Source organism: Streptomyces laurentii (genome assembly GCF_040635425.1).
GTDB lineage: Bacteria > Actinomycetota > Actinomycetes > Streptomycetales > Streptomycetaceae > Streptomyces > Streptomyces laurentii.
Genome location: NZ_JBEYHT010000013.1, coordinates 54,668 through 72,093, shown reverse-complemented (window position 1 = coordinate 72,093; position 17,426 = coordinate 54,668). Strand labels below are relative to the sequence as shown.

Annotated in this window: 19 protein-coding genes and 1 tRNA gene; 13 read left to right on the top strand and 7 right to left on the bottom strand. The window is 72.7% G+C overall.

What is annotated here, in order from left to right; translation table 11 throughout:
• Positions 1–191: 191 nt before the first annotated feature.
• From ABZ693_RS11445 to ABZ693_RS11425, 5 genes are all read left to right on the top strand, one after another.
• The gene (locus ABZ693_RS11445; protein ID WP_359875624.1) at positions 192–926 is read left to right on the top strand and encodes a hypothetical protein; all 735 of its coding nucleotides are present in this window, start codon (positions 192–194) and stop codon (positions 924–926) included.
• Between the two features lie 169 nt (positions 927–1,095).
• On the top strand, positions 1,096–1,749 hold the full coding sequence (locus ABZ693_RS11440) for a class F sortase (protein ID WP_359875623.1): 654 nt from the start codon (positions 1,096–1,098) through the stop codon (positions 1,747–1,749).
• A 169-nt stretch (positions 1,750–1,918) separates the two neighbouring features.
• Positions 1,919–2,006, top strand: a tRNA-Leu gene (locus ABZ693_RS11435).
• 483 nt (positions 2,007–2,489) lie between these two features.
• On the top strand, positions 2,490–3,437 hold the full coding sequence (locus ABZ693_RS11430; protein WP_359875622.1) for an ATP-grasp domain-containing protein: 948 nt from the start codon (positions 2,490–2,492) through the stop codon (positions 3,435–3,437).
• Positions 3,434–4,321 carry an ATP-grasp domain-containing protein gene (locus ABZ693_RS11425; protein WP_359875621.1) on the top strand — a complete coding sequence of 296 codons (888 nt, stop codon included), beginning with the start codon at positions 3,434–3,436 and terminating at the stop codon, positions 4,319–4,321. Before ABZ693_RS11430 ends, ABZ693_RS11425 begins: the two co-directional genes overlap by 4 nt.
• Here the strand turns inward: ABZ693_RS11425 and ABZ693_RS11420 are convergent.
• The 3 genes from ABZ693_RS11420 to ABZ693_RS11410 form a co-directional block, all read right to left on the bottom strand.
• Positions 4,309–5,046 carry a class I SAM-dependent DNA methyltransferase gene (locus tag ABZ693_RS11420; RefSeq protein ID WP_359875620.1) on the bottom strand — a complete coding sequence of 246 codons (738 nt, stop codon included), beginning with the start codon at positions 5,044–5,046 and terminating at the stop codon, positions 4,309–4,311. The genes ABZ693_RS11425 and ABZ693_RS11420 overlap by 13 nt on opposite strands.
• A 90-nt stretch (positions 5,047–5,136) precedes the next feature.
• Positions 5,137–5,496 carry a hypothetical protein gene (locus tag ABZ693_RS11415; protein WP_359875688.1) on the bottom strand — a complete coding sequence of 120 codons (360 nt, stop codon included), beginning with the start codon at positions 5,494–5,496 and terminating at the stop codon, positions 5,137–5,139.
• A gap of 74 nt (positions 5,497–5,570) precedes the next feature.
• Entirely contained in the window at positions 5,571–5,999 is a 429-nt protein-coding gene (locus ABZ693_RS11410) for an ATP-binding protein (RefSeq protein ID WP_359875618.1), read from the bottom strand.
• A 258-nt stretch (positions 6,000–6,257) separates the two neighbouring features.
• Here ABZ693_RS11410 and ABZ693_RS11405 point away from each other — a divergent pair, with 258 nt between their 5' ends.
• From ABZ693_RS11405 to ABZ693_RS11395, 3 genes are all read left to right on the top strand, one after another.
• Entirely contained in the window at positions 6,258–7,139 is an 882-nt protein-coding gene (locus tag ABZ693_RS11405) for a Sco1979 family transcriptional regulator (RefSeq protein WP_359875616.1), read from the top strand.
• Positions 7,140–7,376, top strand: a complete 237-nt coding sequence (locus ABZ693_RS11400) for a DUF397 domain-containing protein (RefSeq protein ID WP_359875614.1) — start codon at positions 7,140–7,142, stop codon at positions 7,374–7,376.
• Between the two features lie 74 nt (positions 7,377–7,450).
• Positions 7,451–8,257: an SAM-dependent methyltransferase gene (locus ABZ693_RS11395; protein WP_359875612.1), complete on the top strand. Its 807-nt coding sequence runs from the start codon at positions 7,451–7,453 to the stop codon at positions 8,255–8,257.
• A 112-nt stretch (positions 8,258–8,369) separates the two neighbouring features.
• Here ABZ693_RS11395 and ABZ693_RS11390 read toward each other — a convergent pair whose 3' ends face one another.
• Positions 8,370–9,710, bottom strand: a complete 1,341-nt coding sequence (locus ABZ693_RS11390; protein WP_359875611.1) for a 6-phospho-beta-glucosidase — start codon at positions 9,708–9,710, stop codon at positions 8,370–8,372.
• A 17-nt stretch (positions 9,711–9,727) separates the two neighbouring features.
• On the opposite strand from ABZ693_RS11390, the gene ABZ693_RS11385 reads away from it, so the two are divergent.
• The 4 genes from ABZ693_RS11385 (at position 9,728) to ABZ693_RS11370 (ending at position 12,278) form a co-directional block, all read left to right on the top strand.
• Positions 9,728–10,114: a VOC family protein gene (locus ABZ693_RS11385; protein ID WP_359875609.1), complete on the top strand. Its 387-nt coding sequence runs from the start codon at positions 9,728–9,730 to the stop codon at positions 10,112–10,114.
• Positions 10,115–10,176: 62 nt separating this feature from the next.
• On the top strand, positions 10,177–11,100 hold the full coding sequence (locus ABZ693_RS11380) for an aminoglycoside phosphotransferase family protein (protein WP_359875608.1): 924 nt from the start codon (positions 10,177–10,179) through the stop codon (positions 11,098–11,100).
• Between the two features lie 70 nt (positions 11,101–11,170).
• A complete protein-coding gene (locus ABZ693_RS11375) occupies positions 11,171–11,764 on the top strand; it encodes a GNAT family N-acetyltransferase (protein ID WP_359875606.1) in 594 nt (197 codons plus the stop codon).
• Between the two features lie 52 nt (positions 11,765–11,816).
• On the top strand, positions 11,817–12,278 hold the full coding sequence (locus ABZ693_RS11370) for a YchJ family protein (RefSeq protein WP_359875605.1): 462 nt from the start codon (positions 11,817–11,819) through the stop codon (positions 12,276–12,278).
• A gap of 57 nt (positions 12,279–12,335) precedes the next feature.
• On the opposite strand, the gene ABZ693_RS11365 is transcribed toward ABZ693_RS11370, so the two are convergent.
• From ABZ693_RS11365 to ABZ693_RS11355, 3 genes are all read right to left on the bottom strand, one after another.
• Positions 12,336–14,438 carry an MDR family MFS transporter gene (locus tag ABZ693_RS11365; protein ID WP_359875603.1) on the bottom strand — a complete coding sequence of 701 codons (2,103 nt, stop codon included), beginning with the start codon at positions 14,436–14,438 and terminating at the stop codon, positions 12,336–12,338.
• A gap of 142 nt (positions 14,439–14,580) precedes the next feature.
• The gene (locus ABZ693_RS11360) at positions 14,581–14,835 is read right to left on the bottom strand and encodes a hypothetical protein (protein ID WP_359875687.1); all 255 of its coding nucleotides are present in this window, start codon (positions 14,833–14,835) and stop codon (positions 14,581–14,583) included.
• A gap of 302 nt (positions 14,836–15,137) precedes the next feature.
• On the bottom strand, positions 15,138–16,196 hold the full coding sequence (locus ABZ693_RS11355) for an ATP-dependent DNA ligase (protein ID WP_359875601.1): 1,059 nt from the start codon (positions 16,194–16,196) through the stop codon (positions 15,138–15,140).
• A 159-nt stretch (positions 16,197–16,355) separates the two neighbouring features.
• On the opposite strand from ABZ693_RS11355, the gene ligD reads away from it, so the two are divergent.
• A complete protein-coding gene (gene ligD, locus ABZ693_RS11350; RefSeq protein WP_359875686.1) occupies positions 16,356–17,351 on the top strand; it encodes a non-homologous end-joining DNA ligase in 996 nt (331 codons plus the stop codon).
• The last annotated feature ends 75 nt before the right edge of the window (positions 17,352–17,426 follow it).

The window sequence follows — 17,426 nt, the reverse complement described above, 5'->3', positions numbered from 1 at the left end:
GCCACTCCCGGGCGCCCTCGCGGCGGCCCGGGAGCGGCGCCGGGGAGGGGGAGCAACCGGGTGTGGGCCGTTCGGCGGTGCCCGGTGGCGGGGGTGCGGGGGGCGGACCTAGCTTCGATCGCGGCGAGGGTCTTCTACCGGCCTCTCCGCGGAAACGCTCCGCGTCCGCCCTCGTGATCTGGAGGACCGTCATGCGCGTGATACAGGCCGCAACGTCCGCAGCCCTGCTCGCCGTCGCCCCTGTGGCCGCGGCCGTCCTGATGGCACCGGCCGCCTCGGCGGAGGACGGCGGTCCCGCGGGCGTCTTCCCGAAGGAGAGCGGCGGTCCCGCGGGTGTCCTCCCGAAGCTGGAAGGCAGCGGGCACGGCGGCACCGTGTTCGGTGTCTCCGTCACGCCCCGGCAGGTCGCCCCCGGCGGCACCGTCACCCTCCGGGCGGACGGCTGCCGGGCGCCCATGGCGACCGTCGAGTCCGACGCCTTCGACGCGGTCACCCTGCGGGACGGCCGTCCGGGCACCGCCACCGTCGATTCCGATGCCAAGCCCGGCGAACGGTACGAGGTGACCTTCGACTGCAAGGGCGAGCGCGGCAGCACCACCCTCACCGTCACCGGAGGCGGCGGCCACGGCCGTGAGCCGGGTCGCGAACAAGGCCACGAGCCGGGTCGCGACCAGGACCGGGACCACGGCAGGGACCAGGGCCGTGACCACGAGCGCGACGAGAGGGGCGGGCGCGACCAGGAGGGCTTCCCGCCGATCGGGGCGCACCGGGGCGTGAACGCCGGCTTCGGCAGCGCCTCCGGCGCCGTGACCGGCGAGCCCGGCGGGTTCGGTACCGCCGGGGCGGTCGCGGGCGGTGTCCTGATCGCCGGCGCGCTCGGCGCGGCCGTCGTCCTGACCCGCCGCCGCGAGCGCACCGACGGCTGACGCCCGAGGCCGGAGGCCGGCGCCTGGCGGCCGAAGGAGACCTGAAGACAGCCCCTCCCTCCCGGTGTGACGAGGACCGGGAGGGAGGGGCGCCCTTTCCGCACGAGCCGCCGAGCCGCGGCTTCACCGAGCCACCGATCCACCGGACGGACGAACGAGAGGGCCGCACGTGTACGGGCAGAACGAGCCGGGCCAGCGTGGTGCCTGGGGTGTCGTCGCCGTCGTTCTCCTGGTCGGCGTCCACCTCCTGCGCGGCGGCCTGACGGACCCGGCCGCCGACGGGCCCCCGCGCCCCGCCGCGGCTGCCGCCCCCGCCCGTGCGGCGGCCCCGGCCTCCCGCGCCGTCCCGTCGGCCCCCGCCCCGCTGCCCGCCGCGCCACCCCTCCGGGTACGCGTCGCCGCCGTGGGCGTCGACGCCCCGGTGACCCGGGTCGGCCTGGCCGCCGACGGCGGGATCGACGCCCCGCCTCCGGGCGACCGCAACCTCGCCGGCTGGTTCACCGGCTCCGTCACCCCCGGCGCGCGCGGCACCGCCGTCGTCGTCGGCCACGTCGACACCCCCGAGGGCCGCGCCGTCTTCTACGGCCTCGGCGCGCTCGCGAAGGGGAAGCGGGTCGAGATCGCCCGCGCCGACGGCCGTACGGCGGTCTTCACCGTGTACGGCGTCGAACTCGTCCCGAAGGACCGTTTCCCCGCCCAGCGGGTCTACGGCTCCACCGGCACCCCGGAACTCCGCCTCATCACCTGCGGCGGCCCCTACACGGAGGGCGGCGGCTACCCGGACAACGTGGTCGTCTCGGCCCGCCTGACCGGAACCCGCTGACCGACGCCGTACGCGCGCGGTCCGTACGCGCCCGGACACCCTCCGTACATCCGCCCCCGTCCCCCCGCTGACCACGGAAAACGCTGGTGAAACCCACCTCGAACCCCTGATAGAGTTGTCCATGTCGCCACGGGGAACACCCTGGAGTGACACCAGCGACACACACCCTGTCCGGGTGGCGGAATGGCAGACGCGCTAGCTTGAGGTGCTAGTGCCCTTTATCGGGCGTGGGGGTTCAAGTCCCCCCTCGGACACCACTGACGAATGAGTCGGCATCGTGATCACGATGCCGACTCATTCGCTTTTCCCCGCACCGACCGGCCGCCCCGGATCGCGTACGCGTATCGCATGGGGGCGGCGTCCCGGAGCCCGCGAGAACGCCGTTTCGGTGGAGTGGGGGAGTCGCCCGCCGGAGCCGGACGGCAGGCGGTGGTACGCGGTGAAGCCGGTGGTGCCGAGACGGATCTCCTGGCCGCTGTTCTCCTGGATGGCCCACCCCGCCTCTCGGCGTCCGCTGCCTCGCGGCGTCGCGAAGCCCCGCGGCCCGGCAGGCACCCTCGTGACCGGTCCGGGCAGCGCCCGATGGCGATCCGTGGAGAGAAGACGACGCTCCGTCAGTAACCCCTGGCGACGGTGGTCTTGGGCCGAGCGTGACGTAGCGTTGCCCCTTTGGCGGTGTTCGGAAGTGCACCGCGAGGCATCGTCGTGTCCCCATATGTGGGGCACCGAGGGGTTTTGAGATGAAGCTCTGCTTCCTCGTCGAAGAGCTGTACCGGCATGACGGCATGCCGCTTGACGTGGTCCGGCGGCTGTCGTCGTGGGGGCACCAGGTGGACGTGGTGCGGCCCGGCGGTTCGCTGTTGCGGATCTCGGAGGAGGTGCGGGCGGGGACCCATGACGCCTGGGTGCTCAAGACCGTGTCCGGCGGCCCCGGGCTCACCCTGCTGGAGGCCGCCGCGGCCGTGGGCCTGACCACGGTGAACGACGCGCGGTCGATCCGCGCGGTGCGCGACAAGGTCTTCACCTCGATCATCGCGCGACAGCACGGACTGCCGGTCCCGGTGACCTATTCGGCGCCGAGGGTCACGCTGTTCGCGGATGTCCCCGAAGAGCTCTTCCCCCTGGTGGTCAAGCCCGCCGAGGGGAGTTCGGGGCGCGGGGTGCGGCTCGTGGCGAATCCCGGGCGGCTGGCGGAGGCGGAGCAGCCGGGGGAGGGCCAACTCATCGCGCAGCCCTACGTGTCCAACTCCGGCACCGACCTGAAGGTCTACTGTCTCGCGGGCGAGTTCCACGCGACCCTGCGCCGTTCCCCGCTCCACCCGGACGGGCCGGCCGACGAGGGGGCCGTGCCCCTGCCCGCCGAAGTGGCCGCGGTGGCGGCGAAGGTGGGCGCGGTCTTCGGCCTCGACCTGTACGGCGTTGATGTGGTGCTCGGCCCCGACGGTCCGGTGGTCGTCGACGTCAACGACTTCCCGAGCTTCCGCCAAGTACCCGACGCCGTGACCCGGTTGGCCGGCGCCGTCCTCGACCTCGCCAAGGCGGGCGGCGCGGCCAGGACCGGTGTGCTCGCCCCCGCCCCGCACATTCCCGCGCAGCCGCACCTCCCGCACGTGCCGGCCCGCCCGCACCCCGATCCCGGCCCCGACACGGACCGGCTGGCGGCCATGCCCGGGGCCGCGCAGATATGAGAGTGTGCCTGCTGACCGACAAGCCGGACCACCCGCTGCTCGCCGCCGCCTCCTCCGTGCTGATCGAGGCGGGGCACCGGGTGGCGTTCCTGGACCCGGACGCCGGACCGGGATCCCCCGCGGAGCCGATCCCTCCGGACGATCCCGCCGATGTCTACCTCCTCAAGGCGCACACCCCCCGGGCCCTCGCCCTGGCCCGGCACGCCGAGGCCCGGGGCGCCCGGGTGGTGAACTCCGCCGCCGCGACCGAGCTGTGCCAGGACCGGAGCCGGATCGCCGCCGTGGCGGACGCCGCCGGGCTGCCGATGCCGCGGACGCGGACCCTGAACGCGCTGTCCGAGATCCTCGACGGACCGGGGTGGCCGCAGGACGGCTATCCGGTCATGGTCAAGAGCCGCCACAGCCGGCGCGCGGACCTCGTCGCCCGCGTGGACGGCCCGGACGAGCTGCGGGACCTCGTGGCCGCGTGGCCCCACGAGCCCGTCGTCCTGCAGGAGTTCGTCGCGAACAGTGGCTGGGACCACAAGCTGTGGGTGATCGCGGGCGAGGTGTTCACGGCGGTGCGCCCCGCGCCCGTGGGCGCCCCGCCGGACGGCGCGCGGCCCGCGCCGCTGGTCCGGGACCTGCCGGCCTCCTGGACCCGGCTCGCGCTCCGTACGGGCGAGGTCTTCGGCCTGGACGTCTACGGGGTCGACGTACTGGACCGCGCGGGGGCGCCCGTCGTCGTCGACATCAACGCCTTCCCCGGCATCCGAGGACCGGAAGGCGCCCCCGCGGCGCTCGCGGCCCTGGCCCTGCGGGACCCCCGGCCCGTCGTCCCGCCCGCCCCGTCCGTTCCGTCCGTTCCATCCGTTCCGTCCGGCGTTCCCGCCTACGGGGTCTGAGGCGCCCCGGCCCGTCCGCTCTTGCGGGCCACCACGAGCCGGCAGCGCGGGCTGCCGTCCTCCCGGGTGCCCAGGGACCGGACCGGCAGCAGGTCCACGCCGAAACCGGCGTCCGTGAGGCGCGCGCGGACGTCGGCGAGGCGGAAGGTGCGGTAGTACATCACGAACGGCGGGCGCCACAGGACGTTCCGGACCCGCATCGCCGCGTCGAAGCCCCACAGCGTCCAGTACGGGGTCGAGCCCACCCGCGGCGGCGCCGGTAGCGGGAAGGCGAAGGTGCCGCCCGGGCGCAGCGAGGCGTGGACCTGAGCGAACAGGCCGCGCTGCGCGGCGGGCTCGAAGTGGCCGAAGGCGCCGAAGCTGACCGCCAGGTCGAAGACCGGGGCGAAGGGCAGGGCCAGGGCGTCGGCGCGTACGAGCGTGGCGCCGGGGTGGGCGCGGCGGGCCTCGGCGAGCATGCCGGCGCTGAAGTCGACGCCCACGGTCGGGCCCGCGCACGCCGAACGCAGTACCGCGAGCCCGGCGCCCGTACCGCAGCAGACGTCCAGACCGGAGTCGAACGGCCCGAGCGGTTCCAGGGCCTCGGCGACCGCGTCGAGCACCCGGTCCGGAGTCCGGAACGGGGTGGCGTCGAAGGTGTCCGCCAGCAGGTCGTAGCCGTGCTCGACGGAGGACAGCGCCTGCCGGACCAGCGCGGGGAACGAGGGCCCCTCGGGGGAGAACATGATCCGACCCTACGACCCGGCCGGCCCGTCGCGCGGCCGCATCACGGAACGTGACCGGCCGGGCGGGATCCCGTCAGTGCGGGGAGGGGGTCACAGCGCGCTGCGCACCTGGGGCGGCCTGCTCCACGACGGCGCGATGCCGGTCAGCTGGCAGATCAGCAGGTAGAGGGGGATCGGCGGGGTGTAGAGCGAGCCGCTGTCGGGGTGGTGGATCAGCCGGGGCCCGCGGTCCGGGACCGTGGCACCGTCCGCGTAACAGGACGGCAGCGGCCAGGGCAGGTCGAGATTCGAGCCGGCCGGGACCAGCCACCACCACCAGTGGCTGTCCGCGTAGACGCAGCCCTTGGCGGGCAGCCGGGACAGGATGCGGAAGCCGTGGCGGGCGGGGACGCCCACCGCGTCGCAGCCGAGCGTGGCGGGCAGGCCGGCCGGGAGGTGGAGCGAGGTCACGCCGACGGGCGCGGGGAGGGTGGGACGTTCGGGGCTCTTGCGAGGACGCGGGATCAGCAGGTCCGCCACGGACCTCAGCACGGCTCCGCCATACCGTGCGCCAGCTCCGCCCAGACGACCTGTGCCGTGCCGTGGCCGGTGCGGTCCGCGCCCCAGGCCGAACACAGGGCGTCGACGAGGATCAGGCCGCGGCCGCGCTCCTCCGCGCCACAGTCGCGTATCCGGGGCCCGGCGGGGCCGCCCTCGTCGCGCACGGATATCCGCAGCCGTTCCTCGCCCTCGCGCAGCTCGCACACGAAACGCGCGCTCGCGGTGTGCACGACGGCGTTGGTGACGAGCTCGGAGACGACGAGGACGACGGTGTCACGGACGTCCGCACCGCAGCCCCACAGGATCAGCCGTTCCTCGGCGAGCCTGCGCGCCCGGGCCACCGACTCGGTGCGGGCGGGCAGCTCGAAGGCGAAGCGGCGTTCGTCGATCCGCGGCCGCGGGCGCTGAGGCATGACGCGGGGGCTCATGAGACCTGAGGAGTGCGCGTTACCAGATGCCACGACCGGATCCTCACAACTATGGGCGGGAGAGCGGTACGCACGCCTTCATGACGATGTGCACGTCGGCGTGTGTACTGGTTCACCGGAATACTGTGCTCCTGACTCCGACACTTGGCAAGTGGCACTCTGCAAATTGCAGAGTGCGGTGTTCTCCCCCGAGGGTGTTCATGGCACACTCGTCGAAAACAGCGCGTCGGGGAGGTCTTCAGAGTGAGCGAGCCGCGGTCCGCCCCCACGGTGGGACAGGTCGTTCTCGGCAGACGCCTGCAGGATCTGCGCGAGCGCGCGGGCCTCAAGCGCGAGGAAGCCGCCAAGATCCTGCGGGTCGCCCCGGCGACGATCCGGCGCATGGAGACCGCCGAGGTCGCGCTGAAGATCCCGTACGTCCAGATGCTCCTGGGGTCGTACGGCGTCACCGACTCCGAGGCCGAGGGCTTCATCGCCCTCGCGGAGGAGGCCAACCTCCCCGGCTGGTGGCAGCGGTTCCACGACGTGCTGCCCGGCTGGTTCTCGATGTACGTCAGCCTGGAGGGGGCGGCGGGCCTCATCCGGGCCTACGAGCCCCAGTTCGTCCCCGGCCTGCTGCAGACCCCCGACTACGCCCGTGCCATCCTGCGCAGCGGCGCCGTCGGCGGCAGAAACGCCGACAGCGTCGAGAACGACGAGGAGACCGAGCGTCATGTGGCCCTCCGGATGGAGCGCCAGGCCCTCCTGACCAGGGAGGACGCACCCAAGTTCTGGGTGATCATGGACGAGACGGTGTTCCGCCGTCCGGTCGGCGACGGGCCCGAAGTGATGCGCGCCCAGCTCGACCGCCTCATGGAGGCGGCGGAACTGCCGAACGTCACCCTGCAGATCGCGGAGTTCGCGTCCGGGCACCACCCCGGTACCTACGGACCGTTCGTCCTCTTCCGCTTCGCCATGCCCGAACTCCCGGACATGGTCTACAGCGAGTACCTGACCGGCGCCGTCTATCTCGACGGACGCCCCGAGGTGGCCTCCCACCTCGAGGTCATGGACCGCATGGCGGCGCAGGCCGCGACTGCACAACGCACGAAGGAGATCCTCCGGTATCTCCGCAAGGAGCTGTGAATGGACCGCGTATACAACGGCATGCCCGCCGCCGACCTCGGTGCCGAGGGCTGGCACAAGCCGTGGAGCGGCGGCAACGGCGGCAACTGCGTCGAGGCCATGAAGCTGGCCGACGGCAGGATCGCCATGCGCCAGTCCGCGGACCCCGAAGGCCCCGCGCTCATCTACACGCACCGCGAGATCGCCGCGTTCATCCAGGGGGCGAAATCCGGACAGGCTGACTTCCTGCTCACCTGAGATCTTCCGCGCCACCCCTCACATCGCGTAACTCTTGCACCACGCGTCACCTTTCGTCCCGCCGAGGAGAACCGATGAGCCAGGACCACGCATCCATCCGGATCGACACCAGCAAGCCGCACCCCGCCCGGATGTACGACTGGTTCCTGGGAGGAAAGGACAACTACCCCGTCGACGAGGAGATGGCCCGCCAGCTCCTCACCCTCGACGCGCGCGGCCGGGACATGGCCCGCACCAACCGTGCCTTCATGCACCGCGCCACCCGCTGGCTCAGCGCCAACGGCGTACGCCAGTACCTGGACATCGGCACCGGCATCCCGACCGAGCCCAACCTGCACCAGATCGCGCAGCAGGCCGCGCCGGAGTCCCGGGTCGTCTACTGCGACAACGACCCCATCGTGCTCGCCCACGCGGCCGCCCTGCTGCGCTCGACCCCCGAGGGCGCCACCGAGTACATCCAGGTCGACGCCCGGGACCCCGAGCACATCCTGGAGGAGGCCGGAAAGGTCCTTGACTTCGACAAGCCCATCGCGCTGTCGATGCTGGCCCTGCTCCACTTCATCGGCGACGAGGACGGCGCCGCCGACCTCGTCGACAAACTGGTCGCCCAGCTCTCGCCGGGCAGCTACCTCGTTCTCTCGCACGTCACCGGGGACTTCGACCCGGAGGGCGCGGCGAAGGCCACCGCCATGTACAAGGAGCGCGGCCTGACCCTGCGCCCCCGCTCGCAGAGCGAGCTGGCCGCCTTCTTCGACGGCCTCGACCTGGTCGAGCCGGGCGTCTCGCTCGTCGCCGAGTGGCACCCGGAGCTGGGCGAGCCCGTCCCGGTCCAGGGCGACGACCCGATCCCGGGCTGGGCCGGCGTCGGCCGCGTGCGCTGACGAACCGCCTCGCGGCCAGGGGGACTTCGGTTCCCCGTCCCGCTTTCGTACGACCGGGCGGCCCGCCGTCCTCCTGGGACGGCGGGCCGCCCGGCTTTCCGTTTTCAGGCCGTCAGCGAAGGTAGGACAGCCCCGCGTGCTCGGCCGTGTAGTCCTCCACCAGCCGGCGGGCCACCGCCACCGAGTCGACCAGCGGATGCAGCGCGAACGCCTTCACCGCCGTGGCCCGCGAGCCCGACTCCGCCGCGGCCAGCACCTCCCGCTCCACCGCCTTCACCGACGTCACCAGACCCACCGCGTGATACGGCAGCGGATCCACCGACACCGGATGGGCGCCGGCCGCGTCGACGAAACACGGCACCTCGATGACCGCGTCCGCGTCGAGCACCGAAAGGACCTGCCGGTTGCGGACGTTGAGGATGAGGGTGGCCCGCTCGTTGCGCGCGATCGCCCGCATGAGGGACAGCGCCACCTGCTCGTAGCCGCCCGACTCCAGATCCTCCTCGGCCCGCTCGCCGACCCCGGCCGCCTCCCGGTTGTGCGCCATGTACGTCGCCTCGCGGTCGGCGAGGGTCCGCCGCCAGGTGGTCAGCGGGGGCGTGTCCGGCTTCTCCATCTCCTCGTAGAAACCGGCCTGTTGGTCCAGGAGATACGCGCCGCGGGTGCGCTCGGCCTCGCGGTACGCGCGCACCGCCTCACGGTTGAAGTAGTAGTAGTGCAGGTACTCGTTGGGGATCGCGCCCAGCGAGCGCAGCCACTCCGTACCGAACAGCTTGCCCTCCTCGAACGAGCCGAGCAGCGTGTCGTCCTCGAAGAGCCGGGGCAGCAGATCCCGCCCGCCGACCTTCAACCCCCGCAGCCAGCCGAGGTGGTTGAGCCCCACGTAGTCGATCCACACCTCCCGCGGATTCGCGCCGAGCACCCGCGCCACCCGGCGGCCGAGCCCCACCGGCGAGTCGCAGATGCCGATCACCCGGTCGCCGAGGACCCGGCCCATGGCCTCGGTGACCATGCCCGCGGGGTTGGTGAAGTTGATGACCCAGGCGTCCGGCGCGAGCGCGGCGATCCGGCGGGCGATGTGCGTCACCACCGGCAGCGTCCGCAGCCCGTACGCGAGGCCGCCGGCGCCCACCGTCTCCTGGCCCAGCACCCCCTCGGCGAGCGCGATCCGCTCGTCGGCCGCGCGCCCCGCGAGGCCGCCCACGCGGATCGCCGAGAACACGAAGTCCGCGCCCCGCACCGCCTCGTCGAGATCGGTGGTCACGCTCACCACCGGCGCGTCCGGCACCCCTTCGGACTGCTCGGCCAGCACCCGGGCGATCGCCGAGAGACGCCCCTGATCCAGGTCGAACAGGGTGACATGGGTGACCCTCCCCTCGGCATGATCGCCGAGCAGGGCGCTGTACACGAGCGGCACCCGGAATCCGCCGCCTCCGAGAATCGTCAGTCTCATGCTCGTACGCTACTGGGATGCACGTCCTCTGTAGCAGGATTCTGCTTCGTCCGGCCGATCCCGAGCGGTCCCGCCGCTTCTACGGGGAGACCCTCGGCCTCGCCGTCTACCGCGAGTTCGGCACGGGACCGGACCGCGGCACCGTCTACTTCCTCGGCGGCGGCTTCCTCGAACTCTCCGGCCGCGCGCCCGCACCGCCCGCCACGCCCGGGCCGCGCCTCTGGCTCCAGGTCGCCGACGTCCGGGCCACGCACGAGGAACTGCGCGGCAAGGACGTCCGGGTGGTCCGCGAACCGGTCACCGAACCCTGGGGCCTGATCGAGATGTGGCTGGAGGACCCCGACGGCGTCCCGATCGTGGTCGTGGAGGTCCCGGAACGGCACCCGCTGCGCCACCGGCCGTAACGCCTCTCCGCGGCACGGAAACGCGCTGGTCCGGCCCTGTCGGGTGACCTAGTCTGACGATCATGCTGCCTCCTGTCGAGACCGACGATGACTGGCGTACGGTCGTCTCCGACGAGTCCGTGATGCGCCCCGGAGCGCGGGACCTGTGCGCCCGCCTCGGCCTGGGCGACGTGCCGCTCACCCGCTTCGCGGAAGGGTCCCAGCCGGTCTACGCGGTGGGCGACGAGCTGGTGCTCAAGCTCTTTCCCGGGTCCGCCGCCCAGGACGGGATCGCCGAGGCCCGGGTCCTCTCCCATGTCCAGGGCCGGCTGCCGGTGGAGACCCCGCGTGTGCGCGACGCCGGAGCGTACGAGAACGGCTGGCGGTACGTGTTGATGTCGCGGCTGCCCGGCGAGAACCTCGCCCACGTCTGGGACCGGGCGCCGCGCGGCGAACAGGAGCGGATGGTCACCGGGATCGGCGAGTCCCTCGCGGTCCTGCACGCCCTGGACCACGGCTCGCTCGCGGACGTCATCGGCCCCGGCGACTGGGGCGCCTTCGTCGACCGGCAGCGGGCGGGCGCCGTCCGGCGCCAGCGCGACCGCGGACTGCCGCCCGTCTGGCTGGACCGGATCGAGGACTTCCTGACCTCCGTGCCGCTGCCCAGGGCGCCGCGCCCGAGCCTGCTGCACACCGAGGTGATGCGACAGCACTTCTTCGCCGACCCCGGCACCTGGCGGCTCACCGGCTTCTACGACTTCGAACCGGCCATGATCGGGGACCGGGCGTACGACTTCGTCGGCGTCGGACTGTTCGTCACCCGGGGCGACCCGGCCCTGCTGGGCCGGCTGTTCCGCGCGTACGGCGAGACGTTCGACCCGTCCGTCCTGCTCGCCTACACGCTGCTGCACGTCTACAGCAATCTTCCCTGGTACCTGCGGGAACTCGGCGTCACGGGCGAGCCGGAACTGCCCGCGCTCGCGGAGTCCTGGTTCGGCACGGCCTGACCGAAGGACCTAGGCGGGCAGCAGGACCCCCGCCGATCGTTCAAGATCATCCAAGGGCAGAATGGCCCGCATGGCGATGACAAACGCACCCAAGAAGGCCGAACTCCACGACGCCGCGGACATCAGCCGCGCCCTCGCCCCGGCCTTCGACGACGACCCGATGATGCGCTGGTTCTTCCCTGAGGACGCCACGCGCGCGACCACGCTCGCGGATTACTTCTCCACCCTCTTCACCCGCCAGTACCTGCTCAACGGCGTGGTCGAGCGCACCGCCGACGCGGCCGCCTTCTGGGTGCCCACCGAGGCGCAGGAGAAGGCCGTCCCGGACGCCGAGACCATCCAGTTGCTGATCGGGATCCTCGGCGAGCGGGCCGGCCTGTTCAAGGAGGCCGTCGAGACCGCCGCCGCGCACACCCCCGGCGAACCCCACTGGTCGCTGGCGCTCATCGGCGCCGCCCCCGCCGCCCAGGGCACCGGACAGGGCGGCGCGCTGCTCCGCTCCGGCCTCGCCCAGGCCGACGCGGCCGGTCAGCCGGTCTACCTGGAGTCGTCCAAGGCCGCCAACCTCCCCGTGTACGAGCACTTCGGCTTCACCGTGCGCGAGGAGTTCGTCCTGCCCGGCGGCGGTCCGACGCTGTGGGGCATGTGGCGCGACGCGCGCTGACCGCCGCGACACCCGGTGGGGCGGGCGGCGGCCGGCACGCGACAATGAGCGCATGTCCCGACGCAAGGCCCGCCCCGCCCGTACCTCCCGCCCCGCCCGCGCGGCCGCTCCCGCGCCGGCCCCCGTCGCCGCCGAGTCGCCGTGTCCCTGCGGACTGGCCGCCGCCTACGGCGCCTGCTGCGGGCGCTTCCACGCCGGGCCCGCCACCGCACCGACCGCCGCCCTCCTCATGCGCTCCCGCTACAGCGCCTTCGTCGTCCGCGACGAGGGCTATCTGCTGCGCACCTGGGCGCCGGAGACCCGGCCGGGCGAGGTCGACTTCGACCCGGGGATGCGCTGGGCCGGCCTGGAGATCGAGGAGACCGGCGACGGCACCGCGTTCCACCAGCACGGGACCGTGACCTTCCGGGCGCGCTTCAGCCACGACGGCGAGCCGGGGGAGCTGCACGAGCGGAGCCGGTTCGCGCGGCACGACGGGGCGTGGGTGTACGTCGACGGGGACTTCCTGGACTGAGCCCTCGGGGCCTCGGGACATCAGGGCCCGGGCCCCGGGCGTTCGGCCGTAGGGGGCTCACCGCCGCCCCGCCACCGCGTCCACCGGCTCCCGCCGGGCCGCCCGCGGCAGCCCCTGCGCCAGGTCCTCCGCGACCAGTTTCTTCGCGATGGCGTCCGTCGCCGCCCGCAGCTCCGGGCCGCTCGGCCGCCCCTGCTCCGTCTCGACCTTCCGGGACAGCCAGTCGCCCCACGCCCGGGTGATGACGTCGGCCTCCCGCTTCCCCGCCGCGGTGTGCGACAGCAGACTGCCGTCCCGGGTCAGATAGCCCTCGTCCACCATCCGGTCGAAGACCGGCAGCAGCACCTCCGGCGGCACCCGGCGCCCCGCCGAGATCAGGCCGAGGCTGGCGTGGCCGACCATCCGGGTGAACAGCTCCACCTGCATGACGGCCCACGCGCCCGCCGCGTCGAGCCGGGTGTCCGAGGTGTCGACGATCCGCCGCGCCGTGTCGAGATCGGTCCGGCGGATGATCCGGCCGACGGACAGTTCGAGCAGCTTGGCGGAGTCGCCGCCGCTGGTCGGGGACCCGAAGCCCTCACCCATGTCGGGCGCGGACTCCCGGGCCGCGTCGCGCAGCGCGACCTGCTTGAGGAACAGCGCCACCACGAAGCCGACCGCGGCCACCGGCACCGTCCAGAGGAAGACGGTGTGCAGGGTGTCCGCGTACGCCCGGACGATCGGCGCCGCCACCGGGCCGGGCAGCGCGTGCAGCCCGGACGGGCTGACCGCGGCCCGCGCCACGGCCGCCGGGCCGATCCCGAGCCGGGCGCCGACGGCCGAGGCCCCGGCGATGCCGTCGGCGAGGTTGGGCTTGAGGGCGTTGGTGTAGATGGTGCCGAACACGGCGGTGCCGAAGGCGCTGCCGAGGGTACGGAAGAAGGTGACGCCGGAGGTCGCGGTGCCCAGGTCCGCGTACTCGACGGTGTTCTGCACGGCGATGATGAGCACCTGCATGCACAGGCCGATGCCGATGCCGAGCACGGCCATGTAGAGGGAGGCGAGGCCGGCGCCGGTCGACGGGTTCATCAGGGACAGCAGATAGAGCCCGAGCCCCATCACGAGGGAGCCGACGATGGGGAAGATCCGGTAATGGCCGGTCTTGCTGACGACGTTGCCGCTGAAGACGGACGCCACGAGCAGACCGGCGACCATCGGCAGGGTGCGGATGCCGGAGATCGTGGCCGAGTCGCCGTCCACGTACTGGAGATACGTCGGCAGGAAGGTCATCGCGCCGAGCATCGCGAAGCCGACGACGAAGCTGAGCACCGAGCAGACGGTGAAGACCGGGTTGCGGAACAGCCGCATGGGCAGCATCGGTTCGGCCGCCCGGGTCTCGGCCCAGCAGAACAGGCCGAGCGCGACCACTCCGCCCGCGAACAGCCCGATGACGGCGGCGGAGCCCCACGGGTACTCGTTGCCGCCCCAACTCGTCGCCAGGATCAGGGCGCTGGAGCCGATCGCCACCAGCGCGATGCCCAGGTAGTCGATGACCGGGCGGCTCGCGGAGCGTACGGAGGGGATGGTGCGGGCGGCCGCGACGACGACCAGGATCGCGATGGGCACATTGACGTAGAACGCCCAGCGCCAGGTCAGATGGTCGGTGAACAGGCCGCCGAGCAGCGGCCCGATGACGGTGGAGACCCCGAACACGGCTCCGATCGCGCCCTGGTACTTGCCGCGTTCGCGCAGTGGGATCACATCGGCGATGAGCGCCATCGAGGTGACCATGAGCCCGCCGGCGCCGATGCCCTGGAGGCCGCGCCAGACGATCAGCAGCGTCATGTTGGTGGCGAGGCCGCACAGGAACGAGCCGGTGATGAAGACGATCGCCGAGATCTGGAAGATCACCTTGCGGCCGAACAGGTCGCCGAACTTGCCGACGAGCACGGTGGCGACGGTCTCGGCGAGCAGGTACGAGGTGACCACCCAGGACATGTGGGCGGCGCCGCCCAGGTCCGAGACGATCGTCGGCAGGGCGGTGCCCACGATCGTCTGGTCGAGCGCGGCCAGGAGCACACCGAGCATGATCGTGCCGAAGACGATGTTGCGACGGCGGTTGTCGAGCACCGGGGGTTCGACGGCCGGGGGCGCGGGCGCGGCTTCGCTGGTGGTGGTCACCCTCGCAGCGTCACACCGATGGCCGTGCCCCGCATGCCGGGCACACCCGAACCGGTGCGGCCCGCGCGGCGGACCGCCGGGAGGTGACGGCGCGGCGCTCGCGCGGTCCGTACCGCCGGGGTCCGGTCCGGGAAGCCGGGCCCTACCAGCCGGGCCGCACCGGCAGCTTCGGGTGGTGCTTGGCGAGGATCTTGTTGGCCTTGGCCAGCGCGGCCAGCGCGTACTCCCGGTCGGCCCGGTCCTCCGGACACAGCGGACCGCGGAACCGGTACACCTCGCGTGCCGCGCAGTCGGCGTCGACCTCGGCCTGGAGCACGTGCACCGGCAGGCAGGAGCCGATCAGCGCGGCGACATGGTCGGGAATCGGCACGGGGACGAGGGGCGAGGGCGAGGTGATCACGGTCGGTCCTTGTGGGCTGTGGGGGATGTCGGTCGGCGGGAGGATTGCTCCCACCCTCCATACGTACCGGATCCCGGTGCCGGTTGGACGACGGCGGCGTCACCGCGCCGCAACAGCCGTGCGCCGCCCGCGTCCTGGCGTTCGGACGGGTTCGCGGCCGCGGCGCGCGTTGCCGCAGGTACGCGCGGGTGCGCCGGACGGTTCGCTCGTCAGTCCACCGAACGTACGGGCAAAAAAGCGCAGTTGTCGCCCTGTCAGATGTGTGCGATATCACGCCCGCCGTGGCTTCCCCGGACGCCTTACGCGAGGACCTCGGCGAGGTCGTACGAGACGGGCTCCTCCAACTGCGCGTACCCGCAGGACTCCGGGGCACGGTCCGGACGCCAGCGCCGGAACTGGGCGGTGTGCCGGAACCGGTCGCCCTCCATGTGGTCGTAACCGACCTCGCAGACCCGCTCCGGGCGCAGCGCCACCCACGACAGGTCCTTCTTCCCCGACCAGCGGCTCGGCGCCCCCGGCAGCCGGGACGAGGTGTGCGCCGACGCGTCCGCCCAGGCCGCCCACGGGTGTCCGGCCGGCGGGTCCATGCGCAGCGGCTCCAGCTCCTCGACCAGCTCGGCACGCCGGCGCGCGGTGAAGGCCGCGCACACGCCGACGTGCTGGAGGGCGCCCTGGTCGTCGTACAGGCCGAGGAGCAGCGAGCCGACCACCGGACCGCTCTTGTGGAAGCGGTAGCCGGCCACGACGACGTCGGCGGTGCGCTCGTGCTTGATCTTGTACATGAGGCGTTCGTCCGGCCGGTACAGCAGATCGAGCGGCTTGGCGACGACCCCGTCCAGGCCCGCGCCCTCGTACTGCTCGAACCAGCGCGCGGCGAGCTCGGGGTCCCGGGTCGCGGGGGCGAGATGGACCGGCGCGTCGACCCCGGCCAGCGCGCCTTCCAGAGCGGCCCGCCGCTCGGTGAGCGGGGTGTCGAGGAGGGCCTCGTCGCCGAGGGCGAGCAGGTCGAAGGCGATGAACCGGGCCGGGTTCGTCTCCGCCAGCATCCGCACCCGGGACTCCGCCGGATGGATCCGCTCGGTGAGCCGGTCGAAGTCCAGCCGTCCGCCGTGCTCGATGACGATCTCCCCGTCGACCACGCAGCGCTCGGGCAGCCGGCCGAGCAGGGCCTCGACCAGTTCGGGGAAATAGCGGGTCAGTGGCTTGCCGGTCCGGCTGCCGACGAAGACCTCCGGGCCGTCGCGGTGCACGATCGCGCGGAATCCGTCCCACTTGGCCTCGTACTGCATGCCCGGCGGGATCTTCTTGACGGCCTTCGCCAGCATCGGCTTGATCGGCGGCATCACCGGCAGGTCCATGCCGCGATTCTAGGGAGGATTCACGCCTTCTGCCCCGATATGCGTGTGCGGGGTGCCCGGCCTAGGCTGGCCGCCATGGCAGAGGGAACGACAGAGGGGAAGGCGGGACGGGCGGCGGGAGGCACGGGAGGGAGCAAGGGGGGAGGCAAGGCGGCGGCGGTGGAGCTGGAGGTCGGCGGCCGGACCGTACGCATCTCCAACCCCGACAAGATCTACTTCCCGGAGCCCGGCTACACCAAGCTCGACATGGCCGGTTACTACCTGGCCGTCGGCGACGGCATCACCCGCGCCCTGCGCGACCGGCCCACCACCCTGGAACGGTACGTCGACGGGGTGACCGGCGAGTCCTTCTTCCAGAAACGCGCGCCGAAGTACCTGCCGGACTGGATCCCGACCGCCCACATCACCTTCCCCAGCGGCCGCTCCGCCGACGAGATGTGCCCCACCGAACCGGCCGCCGTGCTGTGGGCGGCCAACCTCGGCGCGATCACCTTCCACCCCTGGCCGGTACGCCGGGAGGACACCGAGCACCCCGACGAACTCCGCCTGGACCTCGACCCGCAGCCCGGCACCGACTACGCCGACGCCGTCCGCGCCGCCCACGAACTGCGCGCGGTCCTCGACGAGCACGGGCTGCGCGGCTGGCCCAAGACCTCCGGCGGACGCGGCCTGCACGTGTTCGTGCCGATCCTGCCGAAGTGGACGTTCACCCAGGTCAGGCGGGCCGCCATCGCCTGCGGCCGGGAGCTTGAGCGGCGGATGCCGGACCGGGTCACGATCAAGTGGTGGAAGGAGGAGCGCGGCGAACGGATCTTCGTCGACTACAACCAGACCGCCCGCGACCGCACCATCGCCTCCGCCTACTCCGTACGGCCCCGCCCGCACGCCCCCGTCTCCGCACCGCTGCGCTGGGAGGAGATCGACGACGCCGTGCCGCGCGACTTCGACATCCGGACGATGCCCAAGCGGTACGCCGAACTCGGCGACGTGCACGCGGACATGGACGACCAGCGCTTCAGTCTCGACTCGCTCCTCGAACTGGCCCGCCGCGACGAGGCGGAGCACGGCCTCGGTGACCTGCCCTATCCGCCGGAATACCCGAAGATGCCCGGCGAGCCGAAACGGGTCCAGCCCAGCCGGGCCCGGAAGGAATGACGGCGCGAGTGGCCGATGGCCGGATAACGGCGGGGAAGAAGGGGCGCCCGGAAGAGGAGTACGGGCCGTCCGACC